The following is a 13,268-nucleotide window of genomic DNA, read 5'->3' as shown; positions in this document are numbered from 1 at the left end:
CATCCATGAACCAGAGCAGCACCGGTACTCCAGACTCCGCCTCGACGGGGGATCTCCAGACTCGTCACACGGTCGTCGTCCCGAGCAGCATCGACATGGTCAGCCTCCTGGGCGCGGGCGACGAGCACCTCGCGCTCATCGAGAGGAGCTTCGACGCCGAGGTCCACGTGCGTGGCAACCGCGTGACCCTGCGCGGCGAGCCCAGCGAGATCGCGCTCGTCGAGCGGCTGCTCGACGAGCTCGTCACCATCATCCGCACGGGGCAGGGGGTCTCGCCCGAGACCGTCGAACGAGTACTGCAGATGCTCCGCGCCGAGACCACCGAGCGACCTGCCGACGTGCTCTCCCTCAACATCTTGAGCAACCGCGGCCGATCGATCCGCCCCAAGACGCTCAACCAGAAGCGCTACGTCGACTCGATCGACAAGCACACCATCACGTTCGGCATCGGCCCCGCCGGCACGGGGAAGACCTATCTGGCGATGGCCAAGGCCGTGCAGGCGCTGCAGGGCAAGCAGGTGAACCGCATCATCCTGACCCGCCCGGCCGTGGAGGCCGGAGAGCGACTCGGGTTCCTGCCCGGAACGCTGGGGGAGAAGATCGACCCCTACCTGCGCCCGCTCTACGACGCGCTGCACGACATGATCGACCCGGAGACGATCCCCAAGCTGATGGCCGCCGGCACCATCGAGGTCGCGCCGCTGGCGTTCATGCGTGGACGCACGCTCAACGACGCGTTCGTCATCCTCGACGAGGCGCAGAACACCACGCCCGAGCAGATGAAGATGTTCCTGACCCGCCTCGGCTTCGGCTCGAAGATCGTGGTGACCGGCGACGCCACCCAGACCGACCTGCCGAATGGCCAGAAGTCCGGCCTGCGCGTCATCCAGGACATCCTCGACGGCATCGAGGACATCTCCTTCCAGCGCCTGACCACCCACGACGTCGTCCGCCACCGGCTGGTCGGGCGGATCGTCGCGGCCTACGACGAGTACGAGGACGGCTCGGCGCAGGCCGAGCAGGGCCGGGGCGGCGCCCGCGAGGACCAGCGCCGCGGGGCGAGCGGGACGATGCGTTCATGAGCATCGAGATCCTCGACGAGTCCGGCCACGGGCTCGACGTCCGGCATCTGTCCGACCTCAGCCGCTTCGTGATGGAGCGGATGCGCGTCCACCCGGGTGCGGAGCTGTGCATCAAGGCCGTCGACGAGGCGACCATCGCCGAGCTCAACGAGCAGTGGATGGAGAAGGAGGGCCCGACCGACGTCCTCGCCTTCCCGATGGACGAGTTGCGGCCCGGGTTGCTCGACGAGGAGCCCGAGGAGGGCGTGCTCGGCGACCTCGTGCTCTGCCCTGCGGTCGCGGAGCGCCAGGGCGAGGCCGCCGGCCACGGGACCCTTGCCGAGATCGAGCTCCTCACGGTCCACGGGATCCTGCATCTGCTCGGCTACGACCACGCCGAACCGGAGGAGCATCGCGAGATGTTCGGCCTCCAGGACGACCTGCTGGCGAGTTGGCGGGCCCTGGCGGCGCCCGCGTGAGCAGCGACATCCTCGCGCTCGTCGGCGCGACCGTGCTGGTCCTCTCGGCCGGCGTCCTCACGGCGGTCGACGCGGCACTCTCGGCGTTCTCGCGTGCGCGGGCGCTCGAGCTGGCAGGCGAGAGCCGTCCCGGTGCCACCCGGCTCCTCGCCGTGCTCGACGATGCACCACGACACCTCAATACGGTGCTGCTGCTGCGGCTGCTGTGCGAGATCTCGGCGATCGTCCTGGTCACCATCCAGTTCATCGATGCCCTCGACCGCACCTGGCCGGGTGCCTTGAGCGCCGTCGGCCTGATGCTCGTGGTGTCGTTCGTCGTGGTCGGTGTCGGCCCGCGCACGCTCGGGCGCCAGCACGCGGAGTCGGTCGCGCTGTGGTCGGCGACCCCTGTCGCGGTCTTCACCGCGGTACTGGGCCCGCTCCCGCGGTTGCTGATCCTGATCGGCAACGCCTTGACGCCGGGCCGTGGGTTCCGCGAAGGCCCGTTCTCCACGGAGACCGAGCTCCGCGAGCTCGTGGACATCGCCGAGGCTTCGGCGGTCATCGAGTCCGGCGAGCGGAAGATGATCCACTCGGTGTTCGAGCTCGGCGACACCACCGTGCGCGAGGTGATGGTGCCCCGCAACGACGTGGTGTACATCGAGCACTACAAGAACCTGCGCCAGACGCTCTCCCTGTTCCTGCGCAGTGGCTACTCGCGGATGCCGGTGGTGGGGGAGAACCTCGACGACATCCGAGGGTTCGTCTACCTCAAGGACGTCGTGCGACGTGACTTTGAGGCGCCCGACGTCGAGTTCACCCAGCAGGTGGCCGAGGTGATGCGTCCGGTCGCCTGGGTGCCGGAGTCGAAGGCCGTCGATGCCCAGCTGTCCGCGATGCAGGCCGATCGGCAGCACATCGCCGTCGTCGTGGACGAGTACGGCGGCACTGCGGGCCTGATCACCATCGAGGACCTGCTGGAGGAGATCGTCGGCGAGATCACCGACGAGTACGACGCCGAGGAGATCGACATCGAGACGCTGGGCAGCGACGACCAGCCCGTCTTCCGGGTCTCCTCGCGGTATCCGGTCGACGACCTCGAGGAGCTCTTCGGCTTCGACGTCGAGGAGGAGGACATCGACTCCGTCGGCGGTCTGATGGCCAAGCACCTGGGTCGTGTCCCCATCCCGGGGTCGGTCGTGGAGGCCCACGGCCTGCGCTTCGAGGCCGAGGACACCGCAGGGCGTCGCAACAAGATCGGCACCGTGGTGATCGGGCTGGCGACGCCACCTGCCGACGCCGTCGCCACCGAGGACGACGTCCGCGAGACCCGCGCCTCGGATGCGGCAGCCGCCGAGCCCGCGGCGACGTCCTGACGCGCGACTCCACCCTCGAGCGGCCCGAGGAGTCGGCGAGACTAGGCTCGGATTCGTGGCTGAACTGTCTGCGGAAGACGCCAAGCTCGTGACCCTGGCGCGCGCGACGCGCGCGCGCATCTCGGCGCGTGAGGGTGCAGCCGTGCGCGATCTCGACGGCCGGACCTACGCGGCCGCGTCCGTCGAGCTGCCCTCCCTGCGTCTCTCCGCGATCCAGGTCTGCGTGGCGATGGCGGTGGCCTCCGGCTCGGGCGGCCTCCAGGCCGTCGTCCTCCTCGCTGACGAGGCAGGCTGGAGCGAGGACGACGCGGCTGCGGTCACCGAGTTCGGCGGGAGCGACGTCGTGGTCCACCGCGGTGACGCTCGCGGCACGGTGCACGTCACGCACCCGGCGGCGGAGTGAGAACATCCGGCGCACCGAGGTGCGGCACTGCAACGGAGTCGAACGCGGTTGATATCTCGCCGTGACCTCGCGTCCGTGCCGCCGGGGTAACGTCGCAACGTGGTCGTGTCTGAACCCGGGGCCTGGCAAGAGCACGCGCGTGCGGTGGAACGCCTGACGGCGTCCTACGAGGCGATCGGGCCTGGAGAGCCGGTACGCCTGGCGAAACAGACCTCCAACCTGTTCCGCGCACGCGAACGCATCGAGCGACCGGGCCTGGACGTCAGCGGGCTCTGCGACGTCATCGAGGTCGACACCGACCGCCGCACGGCGCAGGTCCAGGGCATGTGCACCTACGAGCGACTGGTCCAGGTCACGCTCGCACACGGGCTGATGCCGATGGTCGTGCCGCAGCTGCGCACCATCACGCTCGGGGGCGCCGTCGCGGGTCTCGGGATCGAGGCCACGAGTTTCCGCAACGGCCTCCCGCACGAGTCGGTCCTGGAGATGGACGTGCTCACCGGCGCCGGCACGGTCGTGACGACGCATCCGGGCGACACGCTCTTCGACGCGTTTCCGAACTCCTACGGTTCGCTCGGCTACGCCACCCGCCTTCTCATCGAGCTCGAGGCGGTGTCCTCCTACGTGGGACTGCGACATCGGCGTTTCGACGACGCACGCTCCTGGTCCGACGCCGTCGCGGCGATCGTCGAGACCGGGGAGTTCGAGAACGAGCCCGTCGACGGCCTCGACGGCGTCGCGTTCGCGCCCGACGAGCTCTACCTCACCCTGGCGTCGTGGCAGGCGACCACCGGCGGCAGGCGACCATCGGACTACACGGGGCAGGAGATCTATTTCCGCTCGATCCGCGAGCGCACGATGGACCTTCTCACCGTCGAGGACTACCTGTGGCGGTGGGACACCGACTGGTTCTGGTGCTCCGGTGCGTTCGGTGCCCAGAACCCGACAGTGCGGCGCCTCTGGCCGCGCCGGTGGCGTCGATCCGACGTCTACATGCGGCTCCTGGGACTCGACCGTCGCTTCGGCATCGCCGATCGGCTCGACCGGCGCGCGGGCCGTCCCCTGCGGGAACGCGTCGTGCAGGACATCGAGGTGCCGCTCGACCGGATCGGCGACTTCGTCGAGTGGTTCGACGCGGCCGTCGGGATGAGACCGGTCTGGCTCTGCCCCCTCGTCGCGCAGCGCGCGTGGACCACCTATCCGCTCGACCCGGGCCGCGTCTACGTCAACGCGGGCTTCTGGGGCACCGTGCACGTCGGTGACGAGGCGCCCGCGGCGCCCCTGAACCGCGCGATCGAGCGCCGGGTCCACGAGCTGGGTGGGCACAAGTCGCTCTACTCCGAGGCGTTCTACGACCGCGACACCTTCGATCGCCTCTACCGAGGCGCCGCTCTGGCGGCCGTGAAGCAGCGTTTCGATCCCGACGACCGACTGACGTCGCTCTATGACAAGACCGTGAGCAACAGGTGAGGTGACCCCATGGCACTGATCGATTCCCGACGCAACGAGTCCGACCGCGGCTCACTCACGATCGGCGACGCGGTCGAGACGCTCCTCCGCGACGGGCTACGGCTGCGGTTCGAGGCCTACGACGGGAGTGCGGCCGGTCCCGCGGACTCTGAAGTGACCCTGGAACTGCTCAATCAGCGCGGGCTGGCGTACCTGCTGACCGCGCCGGGCGACCTGGGTCTGGCCCGTGCCTACGCCGCAGGCGACCTGGTCATCCACGGCGAGCATCCCGGCAATCCCTACGCGGTGATGCAACGCCTCAAGGACCACACCAAGTTCAGGGCGCCGACCGCCGGTGAGCTGCTGGCGATCGTCCGAGGTCTCGGTCTCTCCTCCCTCAAGCCACCGCCCCCACCGCCCCAGGAGCACCTGCCGCGGTGGCGCCGGGTGATGGAGGGCGTGCGGCACTCCATGACGCGCGACGCCGAGGCGATCCACCACCACTACGACGTCTCGAACGCGTTCTACCGCCACGTGCTCGGACCCTCGATGGCCTACACGTGCGCGGTCTACCCGAGCGAGCACGCGTCACTCGAGGAAGCCCAGTACGAGAAGTTCGATCTGGTCGCCCGCAAACTCGACCTCCGTCCGGGCATGCGCCTGCTGGACGTCGGATGCGGGTGGGGTGGCATGGTGCGCCACGCGGCGCGCGAGTACGGCGTGCACGCGCTCGGTGTCACGCTCAGCGCCCAGCAGGCTTCCTGGGCGCAGGAGGCGATCGATCGCGACGGCCTCGGCGACCTCGCCGAGGTGCGGCACCTGGACTACCGCGAGGTGGGTGAAGGCGACTTCGACGCCGTCAGCTCGATCGGACTGACCGAGCACATCGGGGTGCAGAACTACCCCGGCTACTTCGGGTTCCTCCACAGCAGACTCCGCCCGGAGGGGCGCCTGCTGAACCACTGCATCACCCGGCACCACAACCGACCGACCCCGGCCGGCGCGTTCATCGATCGCTACGTCTTCCCCGACGGCGAGCTGACCGGGAGCGGCACGATCATCACCGAAGCCGAGGACGCCGGCTTCGAGGTCATGCACACCGAGAATCTGCGCCTGCACTACGCACGGACGCTCGCGGCCTGGAACCAGAACCTCGTGGACCACTGGGATGCCTGCGTCGCCGAGGTCGGTGAAGGCACAGCGCGGGTCTGGGGGCTCTATATGGCGGCCTGCCGCATCGGGTTCGAGCGCAACGAGGTGCAGCTCGCCCAGGTGCTCGGGGTCAAGGTCGGGCCGGACGGATCCGACGGATTCCCCCTGCGCCCGACCTGGTGAGCGTGGGGCGCAGCGCGTCGTCCGAGCGATCGCACTCGTGGCACGTCCGGGCAGTTCGGGACGGCCCGGCATGGCTGCGCGCCGGCGCCTTGCGTCGCGCCCACGTGAGGCATGCCAGCCGTTTCACAACTTCTCGGACACACCACTAGATTGGCCCCGATGAGCACGCGGGCGGCAACCTATGAAGCAGTCGTCCGACGACGTGAGCAGCTCAGCGAGCATCTCGTGCGTCTCGAGCTCGGCGGCCCCGGCCTGGCCGGCTTCGCCTCGACCGGCATCCCCGACGAGTGGGTCGCGCTGGTCCCACCCGGTCAGTTCCAGAGTCGGTACTACACCGTCCGCTCGTGGGATCCCGAGGCCGCGTCCTTGGTGCTCGACGTCGTGGTGCACGACGTCGGGCTCGTCACCGAATGGGTGCGCACCGACTGCGCAGGGCAGATCTGCACGGTCTCAGACCCCAAGGGTTCGTTCGCGATGCCTCCGGAGGCGACGTGGCTAATGCTCGTCGGCGACCTGACGGCGCTCCCGGCCATGGCGCGGATCGCTGCGAGTGCCCAGGTGCCGGTGCACGCCTGGGCCGAGGTGCCCGACGCCGAGGAGCTGTCGGACTACCTCGCCCCGTTGGAGGGCGTGCGCTGGCTCCCGCAGCCGGGTGACGGCGCGAGCAACCTCGCCGACGCGGTGGCGGGGATCGACTGGCCGACGGGCGACGGGTACTTCTGGATGGCCGGCGAGTCGGCTCAGATGCGTGCGATCCGCAAGCACCTGATGCGTGAACGGCGGTTGCCCAGCACCGCCTACGACGTCATGGGCTACTGGCGCGGCGGCACCGCCCGGCAGCCGCGTGCGGTGGATCCCGGTCCGATCTGGCGCACGGGCAAGGCCGCTGGCAAGACCGACGAGCAGATCTGGGCCGACTACGACGAGGCGCGAGAGTCATGAGCACGACAGGTACAGAAGCGCCGGGACACCGGTCGGGATTCGTCTCCTTCGTCGGGCGTCCCAACGCCGGCAAGTCGACGCTGACCAACGCCCTGGTCGGCCAGAAGGTCGTGATCACGAGCGACAAGCCCCAGACCACGCGCACGGTCGTCCGGGGCATCGTGCACCGGCCCGACGCGCAGTTGGTGCTGGTCGACACCCCCGGCGTCCACCGCCCCCGCACCCTGCTCGGGGAGCGGCTCAACGACCTGGTGATGACGACGTGGTCGGAGGTGGACGTCGTCGCGCTGTGCTTCCCGGCCGACCAGAAGATCGGTCCGGGCGACCGCTTCCTGGCCACCGAGCTGGCCAAGCTCAAGCGCCCGATCAAGGTGGCCGTGGCCACCAAGACCGACCTGGTCTCGCCCGAGCGGATCGCCGAGCACCTCCTGGACGTCGCGGCGTTGGGGGCCGAGGTGGGCATCACCTGGTCCGAGATCGTCCCCGTCTCCGCGGTTGGTGGCGATCAGGTGGGTCTGCTCGCCGACCTCCTGGTGGCACTGCTTCCCGAGGGCCCACCGCTCTACCCCGACGGCGACCTCACCGACGCCCCCGACGAGGTGCTCGCGGCCGAGCTGATCCGTGAGGCGGCCCTCGACGGCGTCCGCGACGAGCTCCCGCACTCCATCGCCGTCGTGGTGGAGGAGATGGGCTTGCGCCCAGACCGGCCTGCGGAGAAGCCGCTGCTCGACATCCACGCGAGTCTCTACGTCGAGCGATCGTCGCAGAAGGGCATCGTGATCGGCCATCGCGGCGCCCGACTGCGCGACGTCGGCAAGCGGGCCCGCGGACAGATCGAGTCGCTGTTCGGGACACCGGTCTACCTGGACCTGCACGTCAAGATCGCCAAGGACTGGCAGCGCGATCCGCGTCAGCTGCGCAAGCTCGGTTTCTGACCCTCAGCTACTGAGGACCGCGTCGTTCGTCGTCAGGTCGGTGCCCAGCAGCGGAGGAACCGCTCACCTGCGGCCCACTGGGACTCATCGGGCCCCTCGAGGCCCCACTGGTAGTCCAAGGGGTCATCGGCGAGCCGACGGGCAGCGTCCTGGCAGGGTTCCCGCCCGACCGCGGTGATCCGTGCGGCGCCCGGGTAGCGGCGCCCCGACAGCGCGACGACCGAGACGGCGCGCCAGGCGTCCTCCTGTGCGCACGGCATGTGGACGAAGCCCTCGTCGTCGGGGCCGGTCGGAGCGCACATTCCCCACGTCTCGCGCCCCTTCGGCGTAGTCAACACTCCCTCGAGCGAGGAGCGGAGCACGGCGAGCCGATCGCTGCCCGCGACGGCCACGACGTCGCAGCGGAACCAGTCCTGGCCCGACTCGGCGTCGTCGAGGGTCGGAGTGAACCAGACGGCGCGGAGCACGCTCAGGCGCTGCTCCTCCAGACTCCCGCCCAGGAACGTGCCGAGGCGCTCGGGGCATGCGCGGGCGACGCGCTGCTGGACGCGTTCGGAGTCGACGGTGAGCAGGTGCCCATCGACGACGTTGTCGATGCGACCGACGGCGAACGTCTGCGCCGTATGACGGCCGCGACACCGCACGGGGGGGACCGAGGAGGCGGTGGGGGACAGCGCCTCCTCGAAGGAGAGCCGGTAGCAAGCCGGGGAAGGTGGGTCCGCGGGAGGAGTCGCCGTCGGCAGTGGGGTCGCGCTCGGCGTGGAGTCGGCGGCCGGTTCGACGTCGCCGCCCGAGCAACCGACGAGGAGGCTCAGCCCCAGGAGAAGTACCGCTGGGGCAGGCCGACAGGTCCGGCGGCGCCAGAGCGGCGGCGTGCGCGTCACGGCGATCGATCAGTCCGAGGTCTTGGCCCAGCAGACCGAGCGGCGGTTGCCCGCGTCCCACTCGTCCTGGTGGAACCAGGTGTAGCCGTACTCGAAGTCGACCGGGTAGTTCAGCCACGCACCCACGGAGTCGGAGCAGAAGTCGCGCGTGGTGATCTCGACCTCCTGGTCACCGGGGTAGGCCTCGTTCGGTTCGCCGACCTTGATCGTGGTGACGGCGCGCCAGTCGTGAGGCTGGGAGCAGGCGATCTTCGGCGACTCGCTGACCGACGCACCCTGGGCGCAGACCATCCAGCGATCGTCCGGGCGGCCCTGGAGCATCCCCTCCGCCGACGGCGACGGCAGGGCGGCGAGGCTGAGACTGTGGTCGCCTCCGCCGACGGCGTCGCATCGGTACCAGCGCGCCCCCTTGTCCCAGGCCCGCGCCGAGGGGCGGAACCAGGCCCAGCTCACGATCGTGCGCATCGCCAGGCTCTCGTCGGCACCGAGGAACTTCTGCAACTTCGTCGAGCACGTGTCGTAGGCGAAGGCGCCGACCTCGGCGGAGTCACGGTCGGCGTCGCGCAGGTCGGCGGGAAGGTCGCCGACGGCGTAGGTCTGAGCTGTGTGTCGTTCGCTGCACGGCACGGTCACCGTGGCATTGGTCTGCTCGGCGAGGTCGGCGACGGTCAGCATGCGGCAGGCGCCGAGCCTCGGTGCCTCGACGGCGTCGACCTGGTCGGGGTCGACGGAGTCGTCGGCCGGGTCGCCGCACCCCACGGGGAGAAGGCCCAGACCGAGCGCGACCGCCAGGCGTGTCGGCGCAGCGGGACGACGTCCCACTCCGCCTCGGCCGGTCGGCCGCGTCGCCATGCGCACCCTGATGGATCGCACGGAGAGGGCAGATGTCGGCTGGTCGCCGCCCCCGCACGCACCTGAGCACCAACTCGAGCGTCGCCGTGCCTCCGGCACGGCTCCCTCCTCGGCGGCACTCATGCACGCCCCGGAACGACGCCCACCTCGACAGCCCCTATCCGTGCGATCTCCTAGCACGCTGCGATCGTAGCCGCGCGAGGTCGCATCCCTGCCACGGCGGCGTCCTCTCATGTCAGCAGCGCCGCGACGGTCGCCCCCAGCTCGTACGCGGCCTCGCGTTCGGCGTCACCGACGTCTCCGAGGACCTCGAGCACCGGCGCGACTTGTCGCCACGGGAGTGCTCCCGTGATGGCCAAGACCGAGCGCACCGCGCCCGTGGTGTCGTAGCGCCCGTGGACGAGCAGGCCGAACGGGAGCCTGCCACCGGGAGAGGCCACGCCCGCGTCGTCGCCGGCACCGCCGCCGTCGTCGAGAGCGCCCCCGATCTGGAGGAAAGCGGAGTCGAAGAAGTGCTTGAGGGCACCGCTCATGTAGCCGAAGTTGGCGCTGGTGGTGAGCACGACACCGTCAGCGGCCACGACGTCCTCGGCGCTTGCCTCCAGGGCCGCGATGGAGCGGACCTGGACGTCGTCGAGTGCGTCGTCACGTGCGCCTGCGATCACCGAGTCGCTGAGGGCGCGCAGCGACGGCGTCGGCGCGTGGTGGATCACGAGCAGGGTCGCCATGACCTCAGCGTGTCATGGCGACCCTGCGCGGACGCGTCCGTGTGCACCGTCGCGTCAGAGGACGCCTGCGCCCTCGAGGATCAGGAGGATGCCGAAGAGCACGAACGCCGACGTCGCCCCGATCTTGATGGCGCGCTCGGGAAGGCGCTTGCCGAGCACCGCGCCGACGGCGATCGCGAGCGCGTCCGCGGCGACCATGCCCACGGTGCTGCCGATCCAGGTACCCAGCCATCCCTCCTGCGTGGCCAGGGTGATGGTGGCGAGCATGGTCTTGTCGCCGAGCTCGGCGAGGAAGAACGCGACACCGACCGCCAGGATCGCCCAGCCGGTGCTGCGCCGGGCCTTGTCGGCCTCGTCCTCGGTCAGTTCGTCGCCGCGCCAGGTCCAGGCGGCGAAGCCGAGGAACGCGACACCGGCGACGATCGCGATGGTGTCCTGGCTGTCGGCGAAGGAGTCGCCGATCCAGTAGCCGATGCCCACCGAGGCCAGGTGCACGATGGCGGTGGCCGCGGTGATGCCGATGATGACGTCGCGGGCGCGGTAGCGCGTCGCGAAGGTCATCGCCATCAACTGCGACTTGTCGCCGAGCTCGGCCACGAAGATCACGGCCGTGCTCAGGAAGAAGGCGTACATGAGGGATTCCTCTCCAGCCCGGGCGAAGACGTCTCCGGGCTGGACGCGCCTTCGACCGGGCGCGTCCGAATGGGATGCTGCTCGGTCGAAAGTCTCGTCCGCCTCACGGAGCGGAACGGCCAGGACTCTGGTCCGATCCGGGTGGGGCCCGCTGCACCGGCCGCTCCGGCGAACCGGTTCGGCAGTGTGTCGACACAGCGATTGGGGACTACTCCCTTTCTCGGTCACCAGCGTAGGGCACTCGCGCTCCTGCGCTGCAATCGGCACCCGCCGAGGTGGCCGACGTCACGGGCCGAGGTGCGCTCACCGAGGGGACGCGGGTACGATCGTCGAGATGACGAACCTGCTCCTCCTTCGCTGCCGCAGCGAGGTCTGATCCGCCGACCTCCTCGCTGCGGAGTTCCGTACGCGCCGGCGACCATCCGAGCAGCGTCCCAGCAGGAGTCGAGACATGAGCAACGCCCCATCGAACGCGTCGAGCGAGCACCGCAATCCGCAGCAGCCCAGCGGCATGCCGCATCAGCGCTACACCCCCTTCATCCCCGTCGTGCTGCACGACCGCACGTGGCCCGATCGACAGATCACCACCGCACCCCGCTGGTGTGCGGTCGACCTGCGCGACGGCAACCAGGCCCTGATCGACCCGATGTCGCCGGCGCGCAAGCTGAAGATGTTCAAGCTGCTCGTGGCGATGGGTTACAAGGAGATCGAGGTCGGCTTCCCGAGCGCGAGCCAGACCGACTTCGACTTCGTGCGTCAGCTCATCGAGGAGCAGCACATCCCCGACGACGTCGTGATCCAGGTGCTGACCCAGGCGCGTGAGGAGTTGATCGAGCGCACCTACGAGTCCCTGCGTGGTGCCAAGCAGGCGATCGTGCACCTGTACAACTCCACCTCGACGCTGCAGCGTCGCGTGGTCTTCGGGCTGGACATGGACGGCATCGAGGACATCGCCGTCCAGGGTGCGCGGCTGTGCAAGAAGTACGAGGAGTCGATCCCGGAGACGGCGATCTTCTACGAGTACAGCCCCGAGAGCTACACCGGTACCGAGCTGGAGTTCGCCGTGCGGGTGTGCAACTCCGTGCTGGACGTCTTCGAGCCGAACGCCGATCGTCCGGTCATCATCAACCTGCCGGCCACGGTGGAGATGGCGACGCCGAACGTGTACGCGGACTCCATCGAGTGGATGAATCGCCACTTGAACCACCGCGAGCACGTCGTGCTCTCACTGCACCCGCACAACGACCGTGGCACGGCCGTCGCCGCCGCCGAGCTGGGCTACCTCGCCGGTGCGGACCGGATCGAGGGCTGCCTGTTCGGCAACGGCGAGCGCACCGGCAACGTGTGCCTGGTGACCCTGGGGCTCAACCTGTTCACCCAGGGCATCGACCCCGAGATCTCGTTCAGCGACATCGACGAGATCCGCCGCACCGTGGAGTACTGCAACCAGCTCCCGGTGGCCGAGCGTCATCCCTACGGCGGCGACCTGGTCTACACGGCCTTCTCCGGGTCGCACCAGGATGCCATCAAGAAGGGCTTCGAGGCGCTCGAGCGCGACGCCGCTGCGGCCGGCGTCCCGATCGACGAGCACGCCTGGGCCGTGCCGTACCTGCCGATCGACCCCAAGGACGTCGGACGCAGCTACGAGGCCGTCATCCGGGTCAACAGCCAGTCCGGCAAGGGTGGGGTGGCCTATGTGCTGAAGGCCGAGCACAAGCTCGACCTGCCGCGCCGCGCTCAGATCGAGTTCAGCCGGGTCATCCAGGGACACACCGACGCGGAGGGCGGCGAGGTCACGCCCGAGCAGATCTGGGCGATCTTCCGCGCCGAGTATCTCGACACGGTGACTCCGCTGAAGCTGAACTCGGTGCACACCAGCTCCGCTGCGGGCCAGAAGGACGCCCTCGACGTCAATGTCTACGTCGACGGCGAGATCCACTCGCTCCACGGCGAGGGCAACGGACCCCTCTCGGCCTTCTGCGACGCGATCAACGCGCTGCCGCAGGAGTTCGACGTGCGGATCCTCGACTACGCCGAGCACGCACTGACCTCCGGTGGGGACTCCTACGCCGCGGCCTATGTCGAATGCGCGGTCGGTGGCTCCGTCGTCTGGGGCATCGGCATCGATCCCAACATCGTGACCGCCTCGCTGCGAGCGGTGATCAGCGCTGTCAATCGCGAGCGCGGCTGACGTGTCGTCACCGCCGATCAC

General features: G+C 69.5%; 13 protein-coding genes. 9 read left to right on the top strand and 4 right to left on the bottom strand.

Annotated elements, in window-relative coordinates; genetic code table 11:
* The first annotated feature begins 95 nt into the window (after positions 1-95).
* The 8 genes from KSO97_RS05530 to era all read left to right on the top strand — a co-directional run bounded on the left by KSO97_RS05530 (position 96) and on the right by era (position 7,959).
* Positions 96-1,082, top strand: coding sequence for a PhoH family protein (locus tag KSO97_RS05530; protein WP_374198462.1), 987 nt, complete (start codon positions 96-98; stop codon positions 1,080-1,082).
* Positions 1,079-1,540 carry an rRNA maturation RNase YbeY gene (ybeY, locus tag KSO97_RS05525; protein ID WP_232677007.1) on the top strand — a complete coding sequence of 154 codons (462 nt, stop codon included), beginning with the start codon at positions 1,079-1,081 and terminating at the stop codon, positions 1,538-1,540. Before KSO97_RS05530 ends, ybeY begins: the two co-directional genes overlap by 4 nt.
* Positions 1,537-2,895, top strand: a complete 1,359-nt coding sequence (locus KSO97_RS05520; RefSeq protein ID WP_232677006.1) for a hemolysin family protein — start codon at positions 1,537-1,539, stop codon at positions 2,893-2,895. Before ybeY ends, KSO97_RS05520 begins: the two co-directional genes overlap by 4 nt.
* Positions 2,896-2,950: 55 nt before the next feature.
* Positions 2,951-3,298, top strand: a complete 348-nt coding sequence (locus KSO97_RS05515; RefSeq protein WP_232677005.1) for a cytidine deaminase — start codon at positions 2,951-2,953, stop codon at positions 3,296-3,298.
* A 99-nt stretch (positions 3,299-3,397) separates the two neighbouring features.
* Positions 3,398-4,768 carry an FAD-binding oxidoreductase gene (locus KSO97_RS05510; protein WP_308188257.1) on the top strand — a complete coding sequence of 457 codons (1,371 nt, stop codon included), beginning with the start codon at positions 3,398-3,400 and terminating at the stop codon, positions 4,766-4,768.
* A 9-nt stretch (positions 4,769-4,777) separates the two neighbouring features.
* The gene (locus KSO97_RS05505; RefSeq protein ID WP_232677004.1) at positions 4,778-6,082 is read left to right on the top strand and encodes a class I SAM-dependent methyltransferase; all 1,305 of its coding nucleotides are present in this window, start codon (positions 4,778-4,780) and stop codon (positions 6,080-6,082) included.
* 159 nt (positions 6,083-6,241) lie between these two features.
* Positions 6,242-7,024, top strand: coding sequence for a siderophore-interacting protein (locus tag KSO97_RS05500; protein WP_232677002.1), 783 nt, complete (start codon positions 6,242-6,244; stop codon positions 7,022-7,024).
* Positions 7,021-7,959, top strand: a complete 939-nt coding sequence (era, locus tag KSO97_RS05495; protein WP_232677000.1) for a GTPase Era — start codon at positions 7,021-7,023, stop codon at positions 7,957-7,959. Before KSO97_RS05500 ends, era begins: the two co-directional genes overlap by 4 nt.
* 32 nt (positions 7,960-7,991) lie before the next feature.
* Here the strand turns inward: era and KSO97_RS05490 are convergent, their stop codons facing one another.
* The 4 genes from KSO97_RS05490 to KSO97_RS05475 all read right to left on the bottom strand — a co-directional run bounded on the left by KSO97_RS05490 (position 7,992) and on the right by KSO97_RS05475 (position 11,056).
* Positions 7,992-8,843 carry a septum formation family protein gene (locus tag KSO97_RS05490; protein WP_308188256.1) on the bottom strand — a complete coding sequence of 284 codons (852 nt, stop codon included), beginning with the start codon at positions 8,841-8,843 and terminating at the stop codon, positions 7,992-7,994.
* A 9-nt stretch (positions 8,844-8,852) separates the two neighbouring features.
* Complete coding sequence (locus KSO97_RS05485) at positions 8,853-9,695, bottom strand: septum formation family protein (RefSeq protein WP_232676997.1); 843 nt, start codon at positions 9,693-9,695, stop codon at positions 8,853-8,855.
* A gap of 230 nt (positions 9,696-9,925) precedes the next feature.
* Positions 9,926-10,423: a flavodoxin family protein gene (locus KSO97_RS05480; RefSeq protein ID WP_232676996.1), complete on the bottom strand. Its 498-nt coding sequence runs from the start codon at positions 10,421-10,423 to the stop codon at positions 9,926-9,928.
* A 54-nt stretch (positions 10,424-10,477) separates the two neighbouring features.
* A complete protein-coding gene (locus KSO97_RS05475) occupies positions 10,478-11,056 on the bottom strand; it encodes a TMEM165/GDT1 family protein (protein WP_232676994.1) in 579 nt (192 codons plus the stop codon).
* Between the two features lie 451 nt (positions 11,057-11,507).
* Between KSO97_RS05475 and leuA the strand changes: the two genes are divergently transcribed.
* Positions 11,508-13,247, top strand: coding sequence for a 2-isopropylmalate synthase (gene leuA, locus KSO97_RS05470; protein WP_232676992.1), 1,740 nt, complete (start codon positions 11,508-11,510; stop codon positions 13,245-13,247).
* The last annotated feature ends 21 nt before the right edge of the window (positions 13,248-13,268 follow it).

The sequence above is a fragment of the Nocardioides sp. R-C-SC26 genome, from assembly GCF_021246465.1.
In the GTDB taxonomy this organism is placed as follows: Bacteria; Actinomycetota; Actinomycetes; order Propionibacteriales; family Nocardioidaceae; genus Nocardioides.
This window is presented reverse-complemented; position numbering and strand designations above follow the sequence as displayed.